The sequence below is a fragment of the Methylobacterium dankookense genome (assembly GCF_902141855.1).
GTDB classification, from domain to species: domain Bacteria; phylum Pseudomonadota; class Alphaproteobacteria; order Rhizobiales; family Beijerinckiaceae; genus Methylobacterium; species Methylobacterium dankookense.
On the sequence record NZ_CABFVH010000016.1, the window covers coordinates 1 to 19847 of the forward strand.

A 19847-nucleotide genomic window follows, 5' to 3' on the forward strand; every position below is an offset into this window, starting at 1 on the left:
CCTCTCGAAAGAGAAGCTTCTCCACTGGCCGGCTTTTACGCCGCCCGCATCAGCACGACGCCGACGCTCCAGTGGATGGTTTTGTCACCGCCCTACACAGCATCGGCTGGGAGACCAAGCCGCCCGCCGGCGTGCACCGGGGGCTCGCCCAGATCATGGGCTTCGGCAGCTACGTGGCGGCCGCCGCCGAGGTCTCGGTCTCCGAGGACGGCAAGGTGAAGATCCACCGCATCGTGGCCGCCACCGATCCGGGCATCGCCGTGAACCCGCAGCAGATCGACGCCCAGGTTGCCGGCTCGTTCGTCTACGGCCTGTCGGCGGCGCTCTACGGCGCGTGCACGGTGAAGGACGGGCGCATCGAGCAGACGAACTTCGATTCGTATCCCGTGATGCGCCTCGACGAGATGCCGGCGGTGGAGACGATCCTGATGCCGTCCGGCGGCTTCATCGGCGGCGTCGGCGAGCCGACCATCGCGGTGGCCGCGCCGGCCGTGCTCAACGCGGTCTTCGCGGCGACCGGCAGGCGGGTGCGCCAGATCCCGCTCAAGCATACCGACCTCCGCCGGGCGTGAGGATCCTGCTGCTCCTCGCCCTCGCCGCGGCGGCGGGCACGGCCGGCGCCGCCGAGGAGCGCCCGCCGCCCGGCGCCTCCTCCTGTTCCGGCTGCCACGGGCCCGCCGACGGCGGCGCGGTGCCCTCGCTCGCCGGGCTCCCGGCCGAGGCCATCGCCGGGGCGCTCGCCGCCTTCCGGGCGGGGACGCGGCCGGCCACGGTGATGGACCGCATCGCCAAGGGCTTCACCGAGGAGGAGAGCCGGGCCATCGCGGCCTGGCTCGCCGCGCGGGGCGGCACATGAGCGGGCTCGACCGGCGCAGCCTGATCGGGGGGCTCGCCGCCGCGACGCTCGCGCGGCCGGCCCTGGCGCAGGGCGCGAAGGGCCGCGTCGTCGTGGTCGGCGGCGGCTTCGGCGGGGCCACGGCCGCCCGCGCCCTGCACGCGGCCGGCCTCGCCGTCACCCTGGTGGAGCCGGCGGAGCGCTACATCGCCTGCCCGATGAGCAACGCGGTGATCGCGGGCCTGCGGCCGGTGGACCTCCAGGTCTTCGTCTACGAGGGCCTGGCGCGCGCCGGCCTGACGCTCGCCCGCACCAAGGCCGTCGCGGTCGACGGCGCCGCCCGGCAGGTCCGGCTCGCGGAAGGCGGCACGCTCCCCTACGACCGCCTGATCCTGTCGCCCGGGATCGCGCTGCGCTTCGACGCGCTGCCGGGCTACGACGCGGCCGCGGCCGAGATCATGCCCCATGCCTGGAAGGCGGGGGCGCAGACCGAGCTGCTCGCCCGCCAGCTCGCCGACATGCCGGATGGCGGCACCGTGGTGCTCGGCGTTCCGGGCAACCCCTATCGCTGCCCGCCCGGCCCCTACGAGCGGGCGAGCCTGATCGCCTACCTCCTGAAGACCCGCAAGCCCCGCTCCAAGCTGATCGTGCTCGACGCCAAGGACACCTTCTCGAAGCAGCGCCTGTTCGAGGCGGCCTGGGCGCGGCTCTATCCGGACCATCTCGAATACGTGCCGCTGGCCGGGGGCGGGCAGGTGACCGCGGTCGACCCGAAGACGCGCATGGTCCGGACCGACTTCGCCGAGTACCAGGCCGACGTCGCCTGCATCATCCCGCCCCAGCGCGCCGCCCCGATCGCCGCGGCGGCGGGGGTCGCGGACCGCAGCGGCTGGTGCCCGATCGACCCGGTCACCTTCGAATCGCGCCTGACGCCCGGCATCCACGTGATCGGCGATGCGGCGATCGCGGGCGCCATGCCGAAATCGGCCTTCTCGGCCAATGCGCAAGGCAAGGTCTGCGCCGAGGCGGTGATCGACCTGCTGGCCGGCCGCGAGCCCGTCGTGCCGAAGCTGATCAACACCTGCTACAGCCTCGTGGCGCCCGATGACGGGATCTCGGTGGCGGGCGTGTACCACCCGGAGAACGGCGTGCTCGCCGACGTGGCCGGGGCGGGCGGCACCAGCCCGCTCGACGCCTCCGCGGAGATGCGCCACCGGGAGGCGGCCTACGGCGAGGACTGGTTCCGCACCGTCTCGCACGCGGTCTTCGGATGAGGCCGCCCGGATGCGGCCGCATCTCCTCGCCATCCTCGTCGCGCTCGGCCAGACGGCCCTGGCCCCGTACCGGATCGAGGGCGACGCGATTCCCCTGCCCCTCGGCGGGGCGGCGGGGGACCCAGCCCGGGGCCGGGCCATCGCCCGCGACCCGCGCAAGGGCCTGTGTACGCTCTGCCATGCCGGCCTCGGCGGGGCGCCCGAGGGCGATCTCGGGCCGGACCTCGCGCAGGTCGGGGCGCGGCTCGATGCCGGGCAGCTCCGCCTGCGGCTCGTGGACGGCCGCGCCTTGAATCCGGGCACGCTGATGCCCTCGTATTACCGGGCCGAGGGCGCCGAGCGGGTCGGCGCCGCCTGGGCGGACCGCCCGATCCTGGAGGCCGACGAGATCGAGGACGTGATCGCCTTTCTCCTGACCCTGCGGCCGGAGGCGCCGCGATGAGCCCGGACCGCCGCGCCGTCCTCGCCGGGGGCCTCGCCCTCGTCCTGCTGCGCCCGGCCGCGGCGGCGACCCTGCGCCCGGACCGGGAGCCGACCGCCGAGGCGATCCGCCGCTTCACCGGCGGCGCGCCCGTGAATCCGGGCCGGGTCGGCCTCGACATGCCGCCCCTCGTGGAGAACGGGAACACCGTGCCGCTGTCGATCACGGTCGAGAGCCCGATGAGCGCCGCCGACCATGTCCGCCGCATCGGCGTGTTCAACGAGAAGAACCCGCAGCCGCACGTGGTCACCCTGCATCTCGGGCCCCGCGCCGGCCGCGCCGCCGTCGCCACCCGGATCCGGCTCGCCGATTCGCAGCGCATCACGGCGATCGCCGAGATGAGCGACGGCAGCTACTGGTCCGCGAGCGCCGACGCGATCGTGACGCTGGCCGCCTGCGTGGAGGGCTGATCCTATGGCACGCGCGCTGATCAACATGCCGAAGACCGCGCCGGCCGGCTCGGTCATCGAGATCAAGACCCTGATCTCGCACCCGATGGAGACCGGCTACCGGCCGGGCCCCGACGGGCGCCTGAGGCCGCGCGACATCATCACGGAGTTCGTCTGCCACTACGACGGCGCGGAGATCTTCCGCGCCGAGCTGTCGCCGGCCTCGGCCGCGAACCCCTACCTCACCTTCACCACGCTCGCGACGGCGAGCGGCACGCTGCGCTTCACCTGGAGCGGCGATAACGGCTTCTCGCAGAGCCAGGACGTCGCGCTCACCGTCACCTGAACCACCATGCGCGGCCCCGCCCTGTCCGGCGTCTTCCTGCTCCTCGCGGGCCTTGCCGCCGCGCAGGAGATCCCGTTTCCTGAGCGCCGCTCCGGCCGCGACCAGATGGCGCCGGAGACCCGCGCCATGCAGGCCGACGACGAGGCCAATCCCGGCATGCTCTGGGTCCTCGACGGGGCGGACCTGTTCGCGCGCGCGCCAACCCCGGGGGCGCCGGCCTGCGCCGCCTGCCACGAGGCGGGCGCGCTGCGCGGAGTCGCGGCGCGCTATCCCGCCTGGGACGAGGCCGAGGCACGGCCCGTCGACCTCGAGGGCCGGATCAACCTCTGCCGCACCCGCCACCAGGGCGCGGCGCCGCTGCCGCGCGAGGGCCGCGACCTCCTGGCGCTCACCGCCTATATCGCGAACCAGTCGCGCGGCCTGCCCATCGCGCCGCCCGCCGATTCCCGGCTCGACCCCGCCCGCGCGACGGGCCGCGCCCTGTTCGAGCGCCCCCTCGGGCAGCTCCGCTTCTCCTGCGCCGGCTGCCACGACGCGCATTGGGGCCGGCATCTCGGCGCCGCCCCGATCCCGCAGGGGCACCCGAACGGCTACCCGCTCTACCGCCTCGAATGGCAGGGGCTCGGCTCCCTGCAGCGCCGCCTGCGCAACTGCCTCGCCGGCATGCGCGCCGAGCCCTTCGCGCCCGATTCGCCCGAGGCGACGGCGCTCGCCCTCTACCTGATGCAGCGCGCGGCGCCGCTGCCGGTGGAGACGCCGGCGGTGCGGCCGTGACCGTATTCCGGGCTCTGCCCGGACCCGCGAGAGGGGTGACCCCTCTCGACTCCCGGACCTCATGCGCCTCGGATCCGACCTCTCAGGCGGGTGGGGAGGCCGAGAGGCGCACCGGCAGGTCGGCGATGCGCAGGCTGCGGCGCAGGGCGCGCGACAGGGTGTCGACGGCGATGGCGAGCAGCGCGGTGGCGAGGATCAGCACGGCGGCGACGTCGAGGCGCAGCTCCGCGATGGCCGCGTCCACGTAGAAGCCGAGCGTCGCGACCCCCAGGATGCCGAAGATCGCGCTCTCGCGCAGGATGATCTCCCAGCGGTAGAGCAGATAGGCCAGGAACTGGCCGTAGAGCCGCGGCACCGTCTCGTAGGCGTAGCGGTCGAGGCCCCGCGGCGCGTCGGGGCGGTAGCGCAGGGCGTCGGCGTGGCGCCCGAGCAGGTAGCCGACGATGCCGGCATTGTGGATCGACAGCGCCAGGATCGCCGGCAGCATGGAGGGCCCGAGAAGCTGCAAGGCCACGTAGGCCAGCATGTATTCCGGCGTCGAGCGCAGGGTCACCAGCAGCACTCGGCCGAGGGGGCGCGCCAGCGGCCCGGCGAAATGCCGGGCGGTGAGGGGGAACAGCAGCGCCCCGATCGCGGTCGCCACCAGCGCCACCTGCGCGAGCACCAGGGCCTGCGCCGCGCCCGGCAGGATCTGGTTCCAGAGGATCGGCCGGAGCCACGTCCACAGCGCCGCCCAGCTCTCGGAGGCGAGGAGCGGCGCGTTCCGCAAGGGGGCCGGCACGATGTCGTGGCCGAGGAAGCGGGCGAGGTTCGCCCCGATCCCGGTCGTGCCGAGGGTCGCGGGCAGGGCGAGGACGGAGCCGAGGACGAGGAGGGGCAGGGTCCGTGCCCGCACCCAGAGCCGCCGGGTGCCGATGAGCGCGTAGAAGGCGAGGAGCAGCGCCCCGGCCTCGCCGTAGCGCCCCTGGCGGAAGGCCGATTCGAGGTAGAAGCCCATGGTCGGCAGGCCGGTGAAGCCGCCGAACCACGGGAGCTGGACCTGGCCGTTGGTGAAGGCGGTCACCGCCGCCGGGTAGTTCTTCACCGGGATGTAGCGCGCGGCAATCCTTCCCAGGAAGCGCCGGGCAGGATGGCCTCCGCGGCGCGGTCCGTTACATCATCACAGGTGCCGGCGAACGAACACGCCATCCGCGAGGACCCTCCATGCCCGACGCGCCCGTCCGTCTCAGCACGCTCGCCCATGGCGGCGGCTGCGGCTGCAAGCTCGATCCGGCGGTGCTGCGCCGCCTGCTGGCGGAGCAGCCGGCGGCGGGCCCGTTCGAGCGGCTCCTCGTCGGCAACGAGACCTCGGACGACGCCGCCGTCTGGGCGCTCGACGACGGCACCTGCGTGATCGCCACCACCGACTTCTTCATGCCGATGGTGGACGACCCGCACGATTTCGGGCGCATCGCCGCGACCAACGCGATCTCGGACGTCTACGCCATGGGGGGCCGTCCGATCATGGCGCTCGCCATCCTCGGCATGCCGGTGGGCAAGATCCCGCCCGCGATGGTGGCCGAGATCCTCAAGGGCGGCGCGAGCCTCTGCGCCGAGGCCGGCATCCCGGTGGCGGGGGGCCACTCGATCGACGCGCCCGAGCCGATCTACGGGCTCGCCGTGATCGGCATCTGCCGCCGCGAGGCGGTGCGCCGCAACGCCGACGCGCGGCCCGGCGACGCGCTGATCCTGACGAAGCCGCTCGGCGTCGGGATCTACGCGGCGGCGATCCGGCGCGAGGGCCTGCCGGAGGGCGGCTACGCCGACTTCATCGCGACCACGACCCGGCTCAACCGCGTCGGGCCTGAGCTCGCGCAGGACCCGGCGGTGCACGCCATGACCGACGTGACCGGCTTCGGCATCCTCGGCCACGGGCTGGAGATCGCCCGCGGCGCCGGCCTGACGCTGGCGATCGAGGCGGACGCCCTGCCGTTCCTGCCCGCGGCCGAGGCGCTGGCGAAAGACGGCACCGTGACCGGCGCCTCGCACCGGAACTGGGCCGCCTTCGGCGAGGCCGTGGACCTGCCCGCGGGCTTCCCCGACTGGCGCCGCCACCTGCTGACCGACCCACAGACCTCGGGCGGCCTCCTCGTCGCCTGCGCCCCGGAGGCGGCCGAGGCCGTCCTGGCGCGGATCCAGGCGGCCGGCTTCGCGCAGGCAGCCGTGATCGGGCAGGCGGAATCCGGCCCGCCGCGCGTCCGGATCGCCTGACCCAGGTCCGGGATCCCAAAGGGATCATCCCTTTGGCGGGGCGCCGGGGCAGCGCCCCGGCCTTCAGTCGCCGCGGGCCCAGGGCGCGGCGCCCAGCACCCGGGCGAGGAAGGCGGCGAGCGCCGTGGTGCGGGCTGGGCGCGGCTCGCCGGGCGGCGTGACGAGGTGGAGCGCGATGCCGGGCAGGGACCAATCGGTCAGCACCCGCTCCAGCCGGCCCGCCTGCAAGTCGTCCCAGATCAGGAAGTCCGGCTGCACGGCGAGCCCCAGCCCCGCGCGCAGGGCCGCGCTCAGGGCGTCGGCGTTGTTGGCCCTCAGCGGGCCCGCCACCGTCACGGCGGTCTCCGCCCCGTCCGGGCCCTGGAAGCGCCAGCGGTCGGCGCTCGGCAGGTAGGCGTAGCCGAGGCAGGCATGGCCGGCGAGGCCGGCCGGATGCTGCGGCCGCCCGTGCCGGTCGAGATAGGCGGGGGCGGCCACAACCGAGCGGCGGATCGGGCAGAGGCGGCGCGCCCGCAGCGAGGAATCGGGCAGGTCAGCGATACGGAGCCCCAGGTCGAAGCCCTCGCCCACGAGGTCGACCACCGCGTCGGACAGGTGCAGGTCGACCGAGACCTCCGGGTGCTCCGCCAGGAACTCCGGCAGGCGCGGCGCCACATGCGCGACGCCGAAGGACATCGGCGCGGCGAGCCGCACCCGGCCGCGCGGCGCGGCAGCCGATTCCGTGGCCTCGGCCTCCGCCGCCTCGCCCTCGGCCAGGATGCGCGCGGCCGAGAGCTTGGCGGCGCGCCCGGCCTCGGTCAGGGCGAGGCGGCGCGAGGTCCGGTTGAACAGCCGCGCGCCGATGCGCGCCTCCAACCGGCTCACCGCCTTCGAGACCGTGGCCTTGGAGGCGCCGAGATCGGCGGCGGCGCGGGCGAAGGAGCCTGTCTCGGCCACCTTCGCGAACACGGCCCAGGCCTCGAAATCCGGTAAACGCATAGTCATTCTCGGAAACGATGGATTTCCATCGTTTCTATTTCGTGGCGCCAAGGCAAGAGCCAGATTGCGGTCATCGAACGAGGCCCGGCCGAACGAAGCGCCGGGCGAGCAACGGAGGCCCCTCATGACCGCCCACGGCCTGCACCACGTCACCGCCTTCGCCGGGGACGCCGCGCGCAACCTCGACTTCTACACCCGCGTGCTCGGCCTGCGGCTCGTGAAGAAGACCGTCAACTTCGACGATCCGGGCACCTACCACCTCTATTACGGCGACGAGACCGGCACGCCCGGCACCATCCTGACCTTCTTCCCCATCGCCAACGCCGCCCCGGGCCGGGTCGGAATCGGCGAGACCTCGGAGACGGCCTTCCGGGTGCCGCGCGCCTCGATCGGCTGGTGGACGCACCGCCTCGTCGCCCAGGGCGTGCGCCACGAGGCGCCCGTGCAGGTCTTCGGCGAGCCGACCCTCCGCTTCCGCGACCCCGACGGGATGATGCTCGCGCTCGTCGGCGTCGAGGATGCTGGAGAGGCGCCCGCCTGGACCCATGAGGTTCCGGCCGAGCATGCGGTCCGCGGCTTCCACGGGGTCACGCTGCTCCTCGCCGAGGCGGAGCGGACCGCCGCGATCCTCACCGGTGTCCTCGGCTTCAGCGAGGAGGGCCGCGAGGGGGCGGCGACGCGCTTCTCCAGCGGTGCGGTGCCGGGCGGCTACGTGACGATCCGGGCGGTGGGCGGCTTCCTCGCCGGGCGGCCCGGCGCGGGCTCGGTGCACCACATCGCCTTCCGCGCCGCCGACGACGCGGCGCAGGGCGCGATGGTGGAGGTGCTGACGCGGGAGCACGGCCTCCACGTCACCGAGCAGCGCGACCGCAACTACTTCCGCTCGGTCTACTTCCGCGAGCCCGGCGGCGTGCTGTTCGAGATCGCCACCGACGTGCCGGGCTTCGCCGTGGACGAGCCGGTGGAGACGCTCGGCAGCGCCCTCAAGCTGCCGGCCTTCCTCGAGCCGCACCGCCGGCAGATCGAGGAGGTCCTGCCCGCCGTCGCCTGAACCCGCGTCCCGCCCCCTCCGAGGGGGGCGGGACCCTTCGCACGGAGTGTTTCGCCATGTCCGCCCCGATGTCCGCCACCCTGTCCTTCATCCACCGCTTCGAGCCCGGCTCCGACCGGGCGAGGGCGCCCCTGCTCCTCCTGCACGGCACCGGGGGCGACGAGACCGACCTGCTGCCGCTCGGCCGCGCGGTGGCGCCGGGGGCGAGCCTGCTCGCGCCGCGGGGGCAGGTGCTGGAGCACGGCCAGCCGCGCTTCTTCCGGCGCCTCGCCGAGGGCGTGTTCGACGAGGCGGACCTGCGCGCCCGCGTGGACGACCTCGCCCGGTTCGTGGCCGAGGCGCGCGCCGCCTACGGCCTGCCGGCCCCGGTCGCGCTCGGCTTCTCGAACGGCGCCAACATCGCCGCCGCGACCCTGCTGCTGCGCCCGGAGGTGCTGGCCGGCGCCGCGCTGGTGCGGGCGATGGTGCCGCTTGCCGAGCCGCCGGAGGCGGATCTCGGGGGCAAGCCGGTGCTGATCCTGTCCGGTGCCATGGACCCGATCGTGCCGGCCGCGAACGCGCAGACGCTCGCCGGCCAGCTCGCCCGGGCCGTCGCCCGGGTCGAGCACCGCACCCTGCCCGCCGGGCACGGCCTCGGCCAGGCCGACGTGACGCTGCTGCGCAACTGGCTCGCCGCCGACGCGACGGACCGCACCGCCTGAACCCGGGTTTCCAAAGGCCTCAGGCCTTTGGCGGGTCCGGGCGGAGCCCGGGAAGCCAAGGGCCGGGGCGCTGCCCCGGCACCCCGCCAAAGGCCTGAGGCCTTTGGGATCCCGGAATCGCGGGACTTACTCCGTGGCGCCCTTGCGCTTCAGGATGGCCTGCATCTGCGCGATCTCGCGCTCCTGGGCCGCCACGATGCCCTCGGCGAGCGCCCGGACCTCCGGGTCCTTGGAGTGGCGCAGGGCGATCCGGGCCATGGCGACGGCGCCGCGGTGATGGGGGATCATGCCGCGCACGAAGTCGACATCGACGTCGCCGGAGTAGCGGATGTCCATCTCCGTGTGCATCGCCGCGGCGGCGTCCCGGAATTCCCGGGTCGCCGGGCTGTCCGCGGCGCCCGCGCCGTGGCCGGCATGCCCGGCGTGATCGTGGCTCGCTGGGGCATTCTGCGCGCCGGCCGGGCCGGCGGCGAGCAGAGCGAGGACGAGGAGGGTTCGGGTCAGGGTCTTCATGATGGGATCCTGGCGTTGCGGGATCAGGCGAGGCCCGCGAGGCGGAGCGCGAGGCCGGCGAGCGCCGCGCCGGCGAGCACGGGGACCGTCCCGAGGCGCAGGCCGAACACCGCGACGAGCGCCGCCAGCGCGAGGAGGAGGGCGGCCGGGTCGAGGCTCGACGGCACCGGCAGGTCGAGGCGCAGGGGCCCGAGGGCGACGACCCGCGTCTCCGCGAAGATGGTGTGCAGGGCGAACCAGACGGCGAGGTTGAGGATCACGCCGACCACCGAGGCGGTGATGGCAGAGAGCGCGCCGGCCAGAGCCCGGTTGCCGCGCAGGCGCTCCACGTAAGGCGCGCCGGCGAAGATCCAGAGGAAGCAGGGCGCGAAGGTGACCCAGGTGGTGAGCAGGCCGCCCAGCGTGCCGGCCGCGAGCGGGGGCAGGGCGCCCGGGTTGCGGAAGGCCGCCATGAAGCCCACGAACTGCGTGACCATGATCAGCGGTCCGGGCGTGGTCTCGGCCATGCCGAGCCCGTCGAGCATCTCGCCGGGCTTGAGCCAGCCGTAATGCTCCACCGCCTGCTGGGCGACGTAGGAGAGCACCGCGTAGGCGCCCCCGAAGGTCACCATCGCCATCTTCGAGAAGAACACCGCGATATGGCTGAAGACGTCGTCCGTCCCGAGGGCGAGGAGGACGAGCGCCACCGGCACCAGCCAGAGCGCGCCCCAGAGCGCCAGCATGCGCAGGGCCTGCCCGTGAGCGGGCCGCTCCTGCGGCAGGATCGCATCGCCGATCAGGTAGGGGCCGGCATCGGCCTTGGCCCCGCCGCCATGGCCGGCGCCGCGGAACTGGGACAGGCCGGCGCGCCCGCCGAGATAGCCGACGAGGCCGGCCGCCAGCACGATCAGCGGAAAGGGTACGTCGAGGACGAAGATCGCGACGAAGGCGGCGGCGGCGAGCGCCACCATCACCGGCCCCTTGAGCGCCCGCCGGCCGATGCGCAGCACCGCCTCGGCGACGATGGCGAGCACGGCGGCCTTGAGCCCGAAGAACAGGCCGGCGACGAAGCCGACATTGCCGTAGAGCGCGTAGATCCAGCTGAGCGCCATGATGGCGACGACGCCCGGCAGCACGAACAGTCCGCCCGCGACGAGGCCGCCGCGCGTGCCGTGCATCAGCCAGCCGATATAGGTGGCGAGCTGCTGCGCCTCGGGGCCGGGCAGCAGGGTGCAGAAGTTCAAGGCGTGCAGGAAGCGCGCCTCGGAGATCCAGCGCCGTTCCTCCACGAGGATGCGGTGCATCACCGCGATCTGCCCGGCCGGTCCGCCGAAGGAGAGCGCGGCCACCCGCGCCCAGACCGGCAGCGCCTGCGCCAGGGTGGGGAGGACGGGGGGTGCGCTCACTGGATCGGCGTCGCCAGGATCTTGTCGATCCGCCGCCCGTCCATGTCGATCACCTCCAGGCGCCAGCGCTGCGCCTCGACGTAGTCGCCCTCGGAGGGGATGTGGCCGAGGCGGACGATGACGAAGCCCGCGAGCGTGGTGAAGTCGTCCATCTCCGGCCGCTCGCCGAAGCCGAGCCGCTCGAAGGCCTCCTCGGCCGGCATCATGCCGTCGATGAGGAGCGAGCCGTCCTCGCGCTCGACCACGGAGGGCTCGTCGCCGGGCTCGGGGATGTCGCCCGCGATCGCCTCCAGCAGGTCGGTCGGCGTGACGATGCCCTCCAGGCTGCCGTACTCGTCCACCACGATCGCCATCTGCACGGGCTTCTTCTGGAAGGTCTCCAGCACGGCGAGCACCGACATCGCCTCGTGCACCACGATGGGCTCGCGCGTCACCGCCGCGATGTCGATGGGGCGGCCGTCGAGCACCTGGTCGAGCAGGTCCTGCTTGCGCAGCACGCCCACCACCTCGTCCACGGTGCCGCGGCTCACCACGATCTGGGCGTGGTTGCAGTCGCGCACCGCCTTCAGCATCCGCTCGCGCTCCTCCTCGGTATCGACCCACTCGATGTCCGGGCGCGGCGTCATCACCTCGCGGATGCGGCGGTCGCCGAGCGCGAAGATCCGCTCCACCGCCTCCTGCTGCGCCTCCTCCAGCAGACCTGCCTGGCGGCTCGCCTCGACGAGGAGGGTCAGCTCGGCGGTGGAGTGCTGGGAGCCCTCGCCGTGGCCGGGCTGCAGCCCGCACAGGCGCAGCACGCCGTTGCCGAGGCCGTTCAGCACCACGATGGCCGGCCGGAACACCAGCAGGAACAGGCCGAGCGGCCGCACGATGGCGAGCGCCGTGCGCTCGCTGCGCTGGAGCGCGAGGCTCTTCGGGGCGAGCTCGCCCAGCACGATGTGGAGCGCCGTGATCACGATGAAGGAGACCGCCACCGCGAGGGTGTGGGCCCCGGCCTGCGGCAGGCTGCCGGGGAGCCAGGCCAAAGCCGGCTCGACGAGGTGGGCGAGCGCCGGCTCGCCGACCCAGCCGAGCGCCAGGGACGAGATGGTGATGCCGAGCTGCGTCGCGGCGAGATGCGCGTCGAGATGGTCGGTGGCGCGCATCAGCGCCCGGGCGTTGGTGCGCCCCTCCGAGACCAGCTCGCTGACGCGGCTGCGGCGCACCGCGACGAGGGCGAACTCCGCCGCCACGAAGAAGCCGTTGGCGAAGACCAGGGCGAGCACGGCGAACAGGCCCAGGGCCGTCGCCCACACGTCGTCGGGAATCGTCGTCTCCATCGGCGGTCCGAGCGGTTCTAGCCGCAAGCGTCGCCAGCGGCCAGGGGTGGGCCCGCGCAAACCGCGGCGGGATGGGCTATTCCCGCCCCATGCTCACGCTCGCCGCCTATAGCGCCGCCGCGCTCGCCGAGATCGCCGGCTGCTTCGCCTTCTGGGCGGTGCTGCGCCACGGGCGCTCCGCCCTGTGGCTGCTGCCGGGGCTGGCGAGCCTCGCCCTGTTCGCCTGGCTGCTGACCCGGGTGGAGGCGGAGGCCGCGGGACGCGCCTACGCGGCCTATGGCGGCGTCTACATCGCGGCCTCGCTGCTCTGGCTCTGGGCGGCGGAGGGGCAGCGGCCGGACCGCTGGGACCTCGTCGGCGGCGCCGTGGCGCTGGCGGGCGCCGCCCTGATCCTCGCCGGGCCGAGAGGAACCTGAGAGGGGAACCCTGGGCGCGCGGGGCGATTCTGCCGGGCGAGCCTCAGCCGGACGACCCGCCTTCATGACCGCTAAACCCCTCGCCCCCGCCGCCTTCCGCGCCCCCGCGATCCTGCTCTCGGGAACCGTCGACCACGACATGTACCGGGACTTCCGCCGCCAGCTCGACGGGGCGGAGGGGCGCGACCTCGTGGTGGTGGAATTGTCGACGCTCGGCGGCGACCCGGAGGTGGCGCGCATGATGGGCGAGGACATCCGCTTCCACAGCGAGACCGACGCGCGCCGCCGCTTCGTCTTCCTCGGCAAGGCGGCGATCTACTCGGCCGGCACCACCTTCATGAGCTTCTTCGCGCGACCCAACCGCTACCTCACCCGCGGCACGCGGCTGATGATCCACGAGCGCAAGATGAACAAGCAGCTCACGGTGAGCGGCCCGCTCACCACCTGCATCGCCGGCCTGAAGGCCACGCTCCACGAGATCGAATGCTCGATCGCGATCCAGAACGAGGGCTTCGCCAACCTGATCCGCGGCTCGCAGGTGACGATGGAGGAGGTGCTGCGACGCGCACCCGAGAACTGGTACATCGAGGCCGAGCGGGCGCGTGAACTCGGGCTGATCGAGGCGGTCCTGTAGAGCATTTTCCGCGGAGGTGGTGGCCGGCTCCGCGAAAGAAAATGCGCCCTCATCAATCGGTTAGAGGATTTTCTGTGATCCGAGGATCATGGAAGATCCTCCAGCGCGCCTACACCGCCTCCTCCCCCGGCGAGGGCTCGGCCGCAGCGGCGCCCGCCTCCGGGGCCGCCCCCGTCACAGGGGCCGCCTCGACCAGCGTGCCGACGAGGTCGACGAGCGCCCGCCGCTCCGGCGCGTCCGGATTGCCCGCGAGGAAGGACGCGAGCCCGATCCGCTCGGGGCGCCCGCCCGAGGCCGGGGCCGGCTCGTGCAGGATGTGAACCGTGCCGTGGACCGTATCCGGGTCCCGCGCCAGCGACCAGCGGTCGCCATTCGGGCTCGCATGGATCAGGCGCTGCGCGATCATGTCCGTCCCCCCTTCATCCGAGGGTCAACGCGCGCCCGCGCCGTTCGCCTCACCGCCCCGGGACCGCGCCCGGGATCACGCGCAGCAGCCCGGGCGCGGCGCCGGCCAGCAGGGCGCCGGCCCGCAGCACCTCGGCCGCCTCGCGCGGGCTGCGCCGCAGGGCGGCCAGCGCGAGGCGCATCGGCACCTGCGCGAGGAGGGAGAGGGCGAGGAGCGCGAGCGCCGTGGCGCGGCCGTGATGCTTGCCCGCGTAGAGCACGCCGCTGCGCAGGATGTAGAACAGCCGGTGCGCCCTGGCCTGCCGGGTGGTGCCCTGGCCCTCGTGGCGGATGACCGCGCCGGCCACGTGGCGCACCGCGAAGCCCGCCTGCCGCGCGCGCAGGCAGAGGTCGACATCCTCGTAATAGACGAAGAAGCGCGGATCGAAGCCGGCGAGCCGGGCGAACAGGTCGCGCCGGATCATCAGGAAGGCGCCCATCACCTGGTCGACGGCGCGGTCCTCCAGATGGTCCCACTCGGTCATGAAATGGGTCGGCACGAGGCCGAGCCGGTCGAGGAGCAGCGCCTGGCCGAGGAGGCTCGAAGCGGTGGGCGCCCGGGCGCAGCTGCGCTCGACGTTGCCGTCGGCCGCCACCTGCCGCGCGCCGACGATGCCGGTGGCCGGGTCGGCCATGAGCGCCGCGTAGGCCGTGCGCAGGCTCTCGGCCGTGACGCGGGTATCGGGGTTGAGGAACAGGATCGCCCCGGCCCGGCCCTCCGCCGCGCCGCGGTTGCAGGCCCGGGCGAAGCCGAGATTCGCGCCGGCGCGGACCACCCGCGGCCCGTGCGCCAGGGCCGGCAGGCCGTCCGCCGAGCCGTCCGTGGAGCCGTTGTCGACCACCACGACATGGAGCGCCAGCGCATCGCCGAGCTCGGCCTCCGCCGCCGCGAGGCTCGCGAGGCAGGCCCGCACCAGGCCGCCGCCGTTCCAGTTGACGATCACGATGTCGAGGTCGCTCACGGACGCGTCTCCGGCGGCGGGGTCGCGGGCAAGGGCGCGGGCAAGGTCCCAGGCAGGTCGCGCGGCGGCCCGAGGCGCCCGGCGAGCCCGTCGCGGAGCGCCTCGGCGAGGCGCAGCAGGACGCGCGGGCGGAAGCCGGAATCGGCCCAGTAGAGCCCGATCTGCACCGGCAGATAGGCCGCCTGCCGCAGCTTCCAGCGGACGGGCAGGTGGGGCAGGCGCAGGCCGTAGACGGCGTTGCGCAGGTAGGTCGCCATCCGGAACAGGGGCTGGCGCGCCATGGCGAGCCCGAAGGGCCCTCGGATCGTGCCGGAGCCGACATGGTGGTGCAGGCCCGTCGCCTCCTCCATCCAGCAGCCGTAGCCGCGCGCCCAGGCGCGGTAGCACCATTCGAGGTCGACCCCGTCGATGAAATAGTCCGCCCGGAACGGGCCGACCGCCGCGAAGGCGGCAAGATCCACCAGCGAGCCGGAGGTCGCCAGGAACCCGACCGGGACGAGGCTGCCGCGCCGCGCCGCGCCGGGATGGGCGGGGAAGCCCGGCACCTTGTGGCCCGGCCCCGCGAGCGGCCGCGGCCCGACCACGGCGGCGGCGAGCCCGTCCGCGGCGAGGCGGGCATGGGCGGCGGCGAGCGTCTCCACCATGCCGGGGGCGGGCAGGGCGTCCTGGTCGAGGAGGAGGAGGTGGCGTGCGCCAATCTCCCGGGCGGCGCCCGCCAGGCCGTTCAGCGCGGCGGCGATGCCGAGATTGGCGCCCCCCGAGAGCAGGCGCACCCCCGCCGCGGCGAGCGTGGCGGCGGCCTCCGCCGAGACGCCGCCATTCTCGAAGGCAATCAGCGGTCCGGCCGCCCCGCGGGCGCGCTCCGCCACCCGGGCGATCTGCTCGGGCGTCGGGCGGAACAGGGTGATGCCGACGGCGACGGCGCCGCCCTCTCTCGGATCCATGCGGCGAGGCTCTTCGCAGGCGAAGGCGTCCGTCTGCGGCGGGACCGGCCCGGGGTCAATCACCGGAGCGGATCGGCGCAGCCCCTTCGCCTCGGCCGCACGCGCCCTAGTTCAGCGCTCCCGAACCCCCGAGCCGGGAGGACCCGCATGTCCCTGTCCCGCCGCGCCCTCCTCGCCGCCGGCAGCCTTGTGCCCCTGATGCCGCGCGGGCTTCTCGCCGCAGAGGAGGGGCTGATCCGCCGGCCGATCCCGAAGAGTGGCGAGCCCCTGCCCGCCATGGGCATCGGCACCTCGCGCCGCTACGAGGTCGAGCCGACGCCCGACAAGCTCGCCCCCCTCGACGAGGCCGTGCGCCGCTTCGTCGCGCTCGGCGGCACGGTGATCGACACCGCCCCGAGCTACGGCACTGCCGAGGACGTGCTGGGCAAGATCTTCGCGAAGGGCGACCTGCGCTCCAAGGTCTTCCTGGCGAGCAAGGTCGGCACCGCGGGCGCCGAGGGCGGCCGGGCCGAGATCGAGCGCTCCTTCAAGCGGATGGGCGTGGACGTGATCGACCTGATCGCGGTCCACAACCTGATCGACACGAAGACCAATCTCGCCACGCTCCGCGACCTCAAGGAGAGGAAGCGGATCCGCTATGTCGGCGTCACGGTCTGGCGCGACGGGCAGTTCGCCGATCTCGAGCCGGTGCTGAAGGCCGAGCCCCTCGACTTCGTGCAGGTGAACTATGCCGTCGACAACCGCGCGGCGGCCGAGCGCGTGCTGCCGCTCGCGGCCGAGAAGGGCGTCGCCGTGATGGTCAACGTGCCCTTCGGGCGCGACCGGCTGTTCAAGGCGGTGCAGGGCAAGCCGGTGCCGGATTTCGCCAAGGGCTTCGGCTGCGAGACCTGGCCGCAATTCTTCCTGAAATACGTCCTCGGCCACCCGGCCGTGACCTGCCCGATCCCGGGCATGGCCAAGGCCGCTTACGTCGAGGACAACCTCGGCGCCGCCCGCGGGCGCCTGCCCGACGCGGCCGAGCGCCGCCAGATGGAGACCTTCATCGATGCGCTCTGAGATCTCCCGCCGCGCGCTCGGCGCGCTCGCCCTCGGCTTTGCCCTGGCCGGCCCGGCCGCAGCCGAGCCGCTCAAGATCGGCGTCATCGGCGGCGGCAATATCGGCGGCACCATCGGCCCGCTCTGGGCCAAGGCCGGGCATCCGGTGATGTTCGCCTCGCGCCATCCGGAGGACCTGAAGGCGCTGGCCGAATCCGCCGGCCCGAACGCGCGGACCGGCACGCCCGAGGAGGCGGTGAAGTTCGGCGACGTCGTGTTCCTGGCGGTGCCCTACAAGGCCTATCCGGACCTGGCGAAGGCGATCGGCCCGGCGCTCACGGGCAAGGTCGTGCTCGATGCCGGCAACGCCACCAAGGCCCGCGACGGCGCCCTCTACGACGAGGTCCAGGCCGGCGGCCTCGGCGCCACCACGGCGAAGTACTTCCCCGGCGCGAAGGTGGTGCGCGCCTTCAGCACGGCGAACTACCGGATCTTCGCCAAGAACGGCGCCAATGGCGGCGCCGACCGCCCTGGCGGCCGCATGGCGATCCCGATCCTCGGCGACGATGCCGCCGCGCTGAAGGTGGCCGAGGGGCTGGTGCGCGATGCCGGCTTCGAGCCGGTGGTGGCCGGCGGCCTCAAGGAGGCCGACCGCTTCGCCATCGGCGCCCCCGGCTTCGGCCACGACGTCACCGCGCCGGAGCTGCGCCAGAAGCTCGGGCTGACGCAGTGAGGGCCGCGACGTACCCCCTCTCCCGTTCGGGAGAGGGTTGAGAATTGTCCGGAGGGGTCGCGACGGCGAGGCGGCTCCGGCCCCGTCCTTTCCTGAACGTTCTCGACCCTCACCCTGTCCCTCTCCCGAACGGGAGAGGGGACCCGCGCTCCGCCGAAAAATCGGGCGCGGACGGAAGCAGAACGAGCGCCCATGCCTGATCCCGCCCCCCGCTCCCTCCTCGCCCGGCTGGTCGGGCTGCGCCCGGGGGAGGGGCCGGTGCTCGCCTGGGCCTGGGCCTATATCTTCTCGCTGCTCGCCGCCTACTACGTGCTGCGCCCGATCCGCGACCAGATGGGCGTCGCCGGGGGCGTCGAGAACCTGCCCTGGCTGTTCACGGCGACGCTGGTGGGCATGCTGGCGCTCAACCTGCCCTTCGCGTGGCTGGTGAAGAGCCTGCCGCGGGCCCGCTTCGTGCCGCTGACCTACCGGTTCTTCGCGAGCCACATCCTGCTCTTCGCCCTGGCCCTCTACCTGGCGCCGCCGGACTGGGACGTCTGGATCGGGCGGGTGTTCTTCGTCTGGCTGTCGATCTTCAACCTGTTCGTGGTGTCGATCTTCTGGGCCACCATCGTCGACGTGTTCTCCACCGAACAGGGCAAGCGCCTGTTCGGCTTCATCGCGGCCGGCGCGACGGTGGGCGCCATCGCCGGGTCGAGCCTCACCGCTGGCCTCGCCCGCTCGGTGCCGACCTGGGGGCTGATGCTCGGCGCCGTGGTGCTCTTGGAGGCCGCCGTGTTCAGCATGCGCGGGCTCGCCCGCCTGTCGGAGCAATTGCACCGGGTGCCGGCCGAGGCCGAGGAGCGGGCGGGCGCCATCGGCGGCAGCATGTATGCCGGCATCACGCGCACGCTGGCCTCGCCCTACCTCCTCAACATCGCCCTGTTCCTGCTCCTGTTCTCGGTGACCTCGACCTTCCTGTATTTCGAGCAGGCGGGCATCGCGAAGCGCAGCTTCCCGGACCGGGCGGCGCAGACGGCCTTCTTCGCGAGCGTCGACCTCGCCGTGAACGTGCTGACCCTCGGCGTGCAGCTCTTCCTCACCGGGCGGCTCACCCAGGCCATCGGCGTCGGGGCGACGCTCGCCATCCTGCCGGCCGTGAGCGTGTTCGGCTTCGCCGCGCTCGCCGCCTCGCCGACGATCTGGGCGATCGTCGGCTTCCAGGTGCTGCGCCGGGCCGGCAACTTCGCGATCAGCCGGCCCGTGCGCGAGGTGCTGTTCACGGTGGTGCCGCGGGAGGACCGCTACAAGGCCAAGAGCTTCATCGACACGGTGGTCTACCGCCTCGGCGACCAGGTCGGCGCGTGGTCCTTCGCGGGGATCGGGGCGCTCGGGCTCGGCTCCACCGCCGCGGCCCTCGTCGCGGTGCCGCTCTCGGCCGCCTGGCTCGTCAACAGCCTGTGGCTCGGCCGCGCGCAGGCCAAGCTGGACCGCGCCCGCGAATCGGAGCGGGCCGAGGCGGGCTACGCCGAGGGGATCTGAGTCCGGCGCCGCGAGACCGGGACCCGCACCGGGCGGAGCGCCGCGCGGCGCGCCCGCAGGGCGCTGGCGAACCCCGCAGCGAGGGCGGCCAGCAGGAGCGGCAACGCGCCCTGCGCCTCCGGGGACATGAGGATCGTCATGGAACCGCCCTCCGCCGATGGTCGATGGGAGCGAGGCTGAACCCGGAGGGTTAACGAGACGTAAAGCTGCGGCGGGCGGCGCCTGCGTTAAGGTCCGATTCACCCTGAGCCCGGAATCTGAAGGGCCGGCAGGACGGAGGCTCGGGCCGGGCAATCGAGCAGGGAATTCGGCGAAGAGATCGGCGAGAGATCGCCCAGGGGATCGGCGAAGGCATGAGATTCGACCCGCGCCGCAGGGCGCCCCGACCGGGATGCGGGGCCGCTCCCGTATCGGCCGGCCTGATGGCCGGATTCCTCGTCCTGCTTGCGCTCGGCCCCGCGATGGCCGAGGAGCCCCTGTTCCTGCGCATCCGGCCGCAGGGCGCGAGCCCGGCCGAGATCGGCGCGGGCGGCGCGGCCGAGGGCCTGTCCGAGGCCGAGGCCGCGCGGCGCGCCCGGGCGGCGCGCGAGGCGGTGTGGGAGCGCGCGAATGCCCGCGCCCGCATCGTGATCGCCTCGGTCTGCACCGGCTGTATGAAGCCCCTGCCGCCGGCGCCCAAGGCGAATGAGGATAAGGCGAGCGGGAAGGCGAGCGGGGCCGCGGAGACGCCGGCCGCCCCCGCCGGAACGCTCGCCGCCCTGCCGCCGCGGCAGGACGCGCGCCAGGACGACACGAGTGCCCCCGCCCCCCGCGCCGAGGGGGCGCCCGACGACCAGACCGATACGACGAGCCCGAGGTGACC

23 protein-coding genes and 2 pseudogenes are annotated in these 19847 nt (G+C 73.8%); 16 read left to right on the forward strand and 9 right to left on the reverse strand.

Features of this window, described 5'->3' with window-relative positions; translation table 11 throughout:
• Positions 1–101 precede the first annotated feature (101 nt).
• From MTDSW087_RS13655 to soxA, 7 genes and pseudogenes are all read left to right on the forward strand, one after another.
• Positions 102–572: pseudogene (locus MTDSW087_RS13655) on the forward strand (molybdopterin cofactor-binding domain-containing protein); the annotation flags it as partial.
• Positions 569–856, forward strand: a complete 288-nt coding sequence (locus tag MTDSW087_RS13660) for a c-type cytochrome (RefSeq protein WP_144764735.1) — start codon at positions 569–571, stop codon at positions 854–856. The pseudogene MTDSW087_RS13655 and the gene MTDSW087_RS13660, both read left to right, overlap by 4 nt.
• On the forward strand, positions 853–2109 hold the full coding sequence (locus MTDSW087_RS13665) for an NAD(P)/FAD-dependent oxidoreductase (RefSeq protein ID WP_186383838.1): 1257 nt from the start codon (positions 853–855) through the stop codon (positions 2107–2109). The genes MTDSW087_RS13660 and MTDSW087_RS13665 overlap by 4 nt, the downstream gene beginning before the upstream one ends.
• 10 nt (positions 2110–2119) lie before the next feature.
• On the forward strand, positions 2120–2551 hold the full coding sequence (soxX, locus tag MTDSW087_RS13670; protein ID WP_144764737.1) for a sulfur oxidation c-type cytochrome SoxX: 432 nt from the start codon (positions 2120–2122) through the stop codon (positions 2549–2551).
• Positions 2548–3000: a SoxY-related AACIE arm protein gene (locus MTDSW087_RS13675; RefSeq protein WP_144764739.1), complete on the forward strand. Its 453-nt coding sequence runs from the start codon at positions 2548–2550 to the stop codon at positions 2998–3000. Before soxX ends, MTDSW087_RS13675 begins: the two co-directional genes overlap by 4 nt.
• Positions 3001–3004: 4 nt before the next feature.
• Positions 3005–3325 (forward strand): thiosulfate oxidation carrier complex protein SoxZ, encoded by a 321-nt coding sequence (locus MTDSW087_RS13680; protein ID WP_142585848.1) that lies wholly within the window; start codon positions 3005–3007, stop codon positions 3323–3325.
• A gap of 6 nt (positions 3326–3331) precedes the next feature.
• A complete protein-coding gene (soxA, locus tag MTDSW087_RS13685; protein WP_144764741.1) occupies positions 3332–4099 on the forward strand; it encodes a sulfur oxidation c-type cytochrome SoxA in 768 nt (255 codons plus the stop codon).
• Positions 4100–5102: 1003 nt separating this feature from the next.
• On the opposite strand, the pseudogene MTDSW087_RS31420 reads toward soxA, so the two are convergent.
• Positions 5103–5204 (reverse strand): annotated as a pseudogene (locus MTDSW087_RS31420) (putative selenate ABC transporter substrate-binding protein); the annotation flags it as partial.
• Between the two features lie 98 nt (positions 5205–5302).
• Here MTDSW087_RS31420 and selD point away from each other — a divergent pair.
• Positions 5303–6349 carry a selenide, water dikinase SelD gene (selD, locus tag MTDSW087_RS13695; protein ID WP_144764745.1) on the forward strand — a complete coding sequence of 349 codons (1047 nt, stop codon included), beginning with the start codon at positions 5303–5305 and terminating at the stop codon, positions 6347–6349.
• Between the two features lie 63 nt (positions 6350–6412).
• Here the strand turns inward: selD and MTDSW087_RS13700 are convergent, their stop codons facing one another.
• Positions 6413–7327 carry a LysR family transcriptional regulator gene (locus MTDSW087_RS13700; RefSeq protein ID WP_144764748.1) on the reverse strand — a complete coding sequence of 305 codons (915 nt, stop codon included), beginning with the start codon at positions 7325–7327 and terminating at the stop codon, positions 6413–6415.
• Between the two features lie 124 nt (positions 7328–7451).
• On the opposite strand from MTDSW087_RS13700, the gene MTDSW087_RS13705 reads away from it, so the two are divergent.
• The gene (locus MTDSW087_RS13705; protein ID WP_144764749.1) at positions 7452–8378 is read left to right on the forward strand and encodes a ring-cleaving dioxygenase; all 927 of its coding nucleotides are present in this window, start codon (positions 7452–7454) and stop codon (positions 8376–8378) included.
• 56 nt (positions 8379–8434) lie between these two features.
• A complete protein-coding gene (locus MTDSW087_RS13710; protein WP_238179612.1) occupies positions 8435–9079 on the forward strand; it encodes an alpha/beta hydrolase in 645 nt (214 codons plus the stop codon).
• 126 nt (positions 9080–9205) lie between these two features.
• Here MTDSW087_RS13710 and copM read toward each other — a convergent pair whose 3' ends face one another.
• The 3 genes from copM to MTDSW087_RS13725 are packed head-to-tail and all read right to left on the reverse strand — an operon-like array spanning position 9206 to position 12296.
• Positions 9206–9592, reverse strand: a complete 387-nt coding sequence (gene copM, locus MTDSW087_RS13715) for a CopM family metallochaperone (protein WP_144764751.1) — start codon at positions 9590–9592, stop codon at positions 9206–9208.
• 23 nt (positions 9593–9615) lie between these two features.
• Positions 9616–10977, reverse strand: a complete 1362-nt coding sequence (gene chrA, locus MTDSW087_RS13720) for a chromate efflux transporter (RefSeq protein ID WP_144764753.1) — start codon at positions 10975–10977, stop codon at positions 9616–9618.
• A complete protein-coding gene (locus MTDSW087_RS13725; RefSeq protein ID WP_144764755.1) occupies positions 10974–12296 on the reverse strand; it encodes a hemolysin family protein in 1323 nt (440 codons plus the stop codon). Before MTDSW087_RS13725 ends, chrA begins: the two co-directional genes overlap by 4 nt.
• Positions 12297–12385: 89 nt before the next feature.
• On the opposite strand from MTDSW087_RS13725, the gene MTDSW087_RS13730 reads away from it, so the two are divergent.
• Both MTDSW087_RS13730 and MTDSW087_RS13735 read left to right on the forward strand, forming a co-directional pair.
• The gene (locus MTDSW087_RS13730) at positions 12386–12712 is read left to right on the forward strand and encodes a YnfA family protein (RefSeq protein WP_144764757.1); all 327 of its coding nucleotides are present in this window, start codon (positions 12386–12388) and stop codon (positions 12710–12712) included.
• 64 nt (positions 12713–12776) lie between these two features.
• On the forward strand, positions 12777–13346 hold the full coding sequence (locus MTDSW087_RS13735) for a peptidase S14 (RefSeq protein WP_144764760.1): 570 nt from the start codon (positions 12777–12779) through the stop codon (positions 13344–13346).
• A gap of 109 nt (positions 13347–13455) precedes the next feature.
• Here MTDSW087_RS13735 and MTDSW087_RS13740 read toward each other — a convergent pair whose 3' ends face one another.
• Genes MTDSW087_RS13740 through MTDSW087_RS13750 form a run of 3 tightly spaced genes read right to left on the reverse strand, consistent with a single transcriptional unit; the run spans position 13456 to position 15696 of the window.
• The gene (locus MTDSW087_RS13740; RefSeq protein WP_144764762.1) at positions 13456–13752 is read right to left on the reverse strand and encodes a hypothetical protein; all 297 of its coding nucleotides are present in this window, start codon (positions 13750–13752) and stop codon (positions 13456–13458) included.
• A 49-nt stretch (positions 13753–13801) separates the two neighbouring features.
• Complete coding sequence (locus MTDSW087_RS13745; RefSeq protein WP_144764763.1) at positions 13802–14752, reverse strand: glycosyltransferase family 2 protein; 951 nt, start codon at positions 14750–14752, stop codon at positions 13802–13804.
• Positions 14749–15696 (reverse strand): glycosyltransferase family protein, encoded by a 948-nt coding sequence (locus MTDSW087_RS13750; RefSeq protein WP_144764765.1) that lies wholly within the window; start codon positions 15694–15696, stop codon positions 14749–14751. Before MTDSW087_RS13750 ends, MTDSW087_RS13745 begins: the two co-directional genes overlap by 4 nt.
• Positions 15697–15843: 147 nt before the next feature.
• Here MTDSW087_RS13750 and MTDSW087_RS13755 point away from each other — a divergent pair, with 147 nt between their 5' ends.
• From MTDSW087_RS13755 to MTDSW087_RS13765, 3 genes are all read left to right on the forward strand, one after another.
• Complete coding sequence (locus tag MTDSW087_RS13755; protein ID WP_144764767.1) at positions 15844–16752, forward strand: aldo/keto reductase; 909 nt, start codon at positions 15844–15846, stop codon at positions 16750–16752.
• Positions 16742–17464 (forward strand): NADPH-dependent F420 reductase, encoded by a 723-nt coding sequence (locus MTDSW087_RS13760; RefSeq protein ID WP_144764769.1) that lies wholly within the window; start codon positions 16742–16744, stop codon positions 17462–17464. The genes MTDSW087_RS13755 and MTDSW087_RS13760 overlap by 11 nt, the downstream gene beginning before the upstream one ends.
• Positions 17465–17656: 192 nt before the next feature.
• Complete coding sequence (locus MTDSW087_RS13765) at positions 17657–18985, forward strand: NTP/NDP exchange transporter (protein ID WP_144764771.1); 1329 nt, start codon at positions 17657–17659, stop codon at positions 18983–18985.
• Here the strand turns inward: MTDSW087_RS13765 and MTDSW087_RS30140 are convergent.
• Positions 18967–19125, reverse strand: coding sequence for a hypothetical protein (locus MTDSW087_RS30140; protein WP_186383839.1), 159 nt, complete (start codon positions 19123–19125; stop codon positions 18967–18969). The genes MTDSW087_RS13765 and MTDSW087_RS30140 overlap by 19 nt on opposite strands.
• A gap of 282 nt (positions 19126–19407) precedes the next feature.
• Here MTDSW087_RS30140 and MTDSW087_RS30800 point away from each other — a divergent pair, with 282 nt between their 5' ends.
• A complete protein-coding gene (locus MTDSW087_RS30800) occupies positions 19408–19845 on the forward strand; it encodes a hypothetical protein (protein WP_238179609.1) in 438 nt (145 codons plus the stop codon).
• Positions 19846–19847 lie beyond the last annotated feature (2 nt).

Coding starts and splice junctions, on each gene's coding strand:
- MTDSW087_RS13665 (WP_186383838.1), top strand. CDS start 853: ATGAGCGGGCTCGACCGGCGCAGCCTGATCGGGGGGCTCGCCGCCGCG.
- soxX (WP_144764737.1), top strand. CDS start 2,120: ATGCGGCCGCATCTCCTCGCCATCCTCGTCGCGCTCGGCCAGACGGCC.
- MTDSW087_RS13675 (WP_144764739.1), top strand. CDS start 2,548: ATGAGCCCGGACCGCCGCGCCGTCCTCGCCGGGGGCCTCGCCCTCGTC.
- MTDSW087_RS13680 (WP_142585848.1), top strand. CDS start 3,005: ATGGCACGCGCGCTGATCAACATGCCGAAGACCGCGCCGGCCGGCTCG.
- soxA (WP_144764741.1), top strand. CDS start 3,332: ATGCGCGGCCCCGCCCTGTCCGGCGTCTTCCTGCTCCTCGCGGGCCTT.
- selD (WP_144764745.1), top strand. CDS start 5,303: ATGCCCGACGCGCCCGTCCGTCTCAGCACGCTCGCCCATGGCGGCGGC.
- MTDSW087_RS13700 (WP_144764748.1), bottom strand. CDS start 7,327: ATGCGTTTACCGGATTTCGAGGCCTGGGCCGTGTTCGCGAAGGTGGCC.
- MTDSW087_RS13705 (WP_144764749.1), top strand. CDS start 7,452: ATGACCGCCCACGGCCTGCACCACGTCACCGCCTTCGCCGGGGACGCC.
- MTDSW087_RS13710 (WP_238179612.1), top strand. CDS start 8,435: ATGTCCGCCCCGATGTCCGCCACCCTGTCCTTCATCCACCGCTTCGAG.
- copM (WP_144764751.1), bottom strand. CDS start 9,592: ATGAAGACCCTGACCCGAACCCTCCTCGTCCTCGCTCTGCTCGCCGCC.
- MTDSW087_RS13725 (WP_144764755.1), bottom strand. CDS start 12,296: ATGGAGACGACGATTCCCGACGACGTGTGGGCGACGGCCCTGGGCCTG.
- MTDSW087_RS13730 (WP_144764757.1), top strand. CDS start 12,386: ATGCTCACGCTCGCCGCCTATAGCGCCGCCGCGCTCGCCGAGATCGCC.
- MTDSW087_RS13735 (WP_144764760.1), top strand. CDS start 12,777: ATGACCGCTAAACCCCTCGCCCCCGCCGCCTTCCGCGCCCCCGCGATC.
- MTDSW087_RS13740 (WP_144764762.1), bottom strand. CDS start 13,752: ATGATCGCGCAGCGCCTGATCCATGCGAGCCCGAATGGCGACCGCTGG.
- MTDSW087_RS13750 (WP_144764765.1), bottom strand. CDS start 15,696: ATGGATCCGAGAGAGGGCGGCGCCGTCGCCGTCGGCATCACCCTGTTC.
- MTDSW087_RS13755 (WP_144764767.1), top strand. CDS start 15,844: ATGTCCCTGTCCCGCCGCGCCCTCCTCGCCGCCGGCAGCCTTGTGCCC.
- MTDSW087_RS13760 (WP_144764769.1), top strand. CDS start 16,742: ATGCGCTCTGAGATCTCCCGCCGCGCGCTCGGCGCGCTCGCCCTCGGC.
- MTDSW087_RS13765 (WP_144764771.1), top strand. CDS start 17,657: ATGCCTGATCCCGCCCCCCGCTCCCTCCTCGCCCGGCTGGTCGGGCTG.
- MTDSW087_RS30140 (WP_186383839.1), bottom strand. CDS start 19,125: ATGACGATCCTCATGTCCCCGGAGGCGCAGGGCGCGTTGCCGCTCCTG.
- MTDSW087_RS30800 (WP_238179609.1), top strand. CDS start 19,408: ATGGCCGGATTCCTCGTCCTGCTTGCGCTCGGCCCCGCGATGGCCGAG.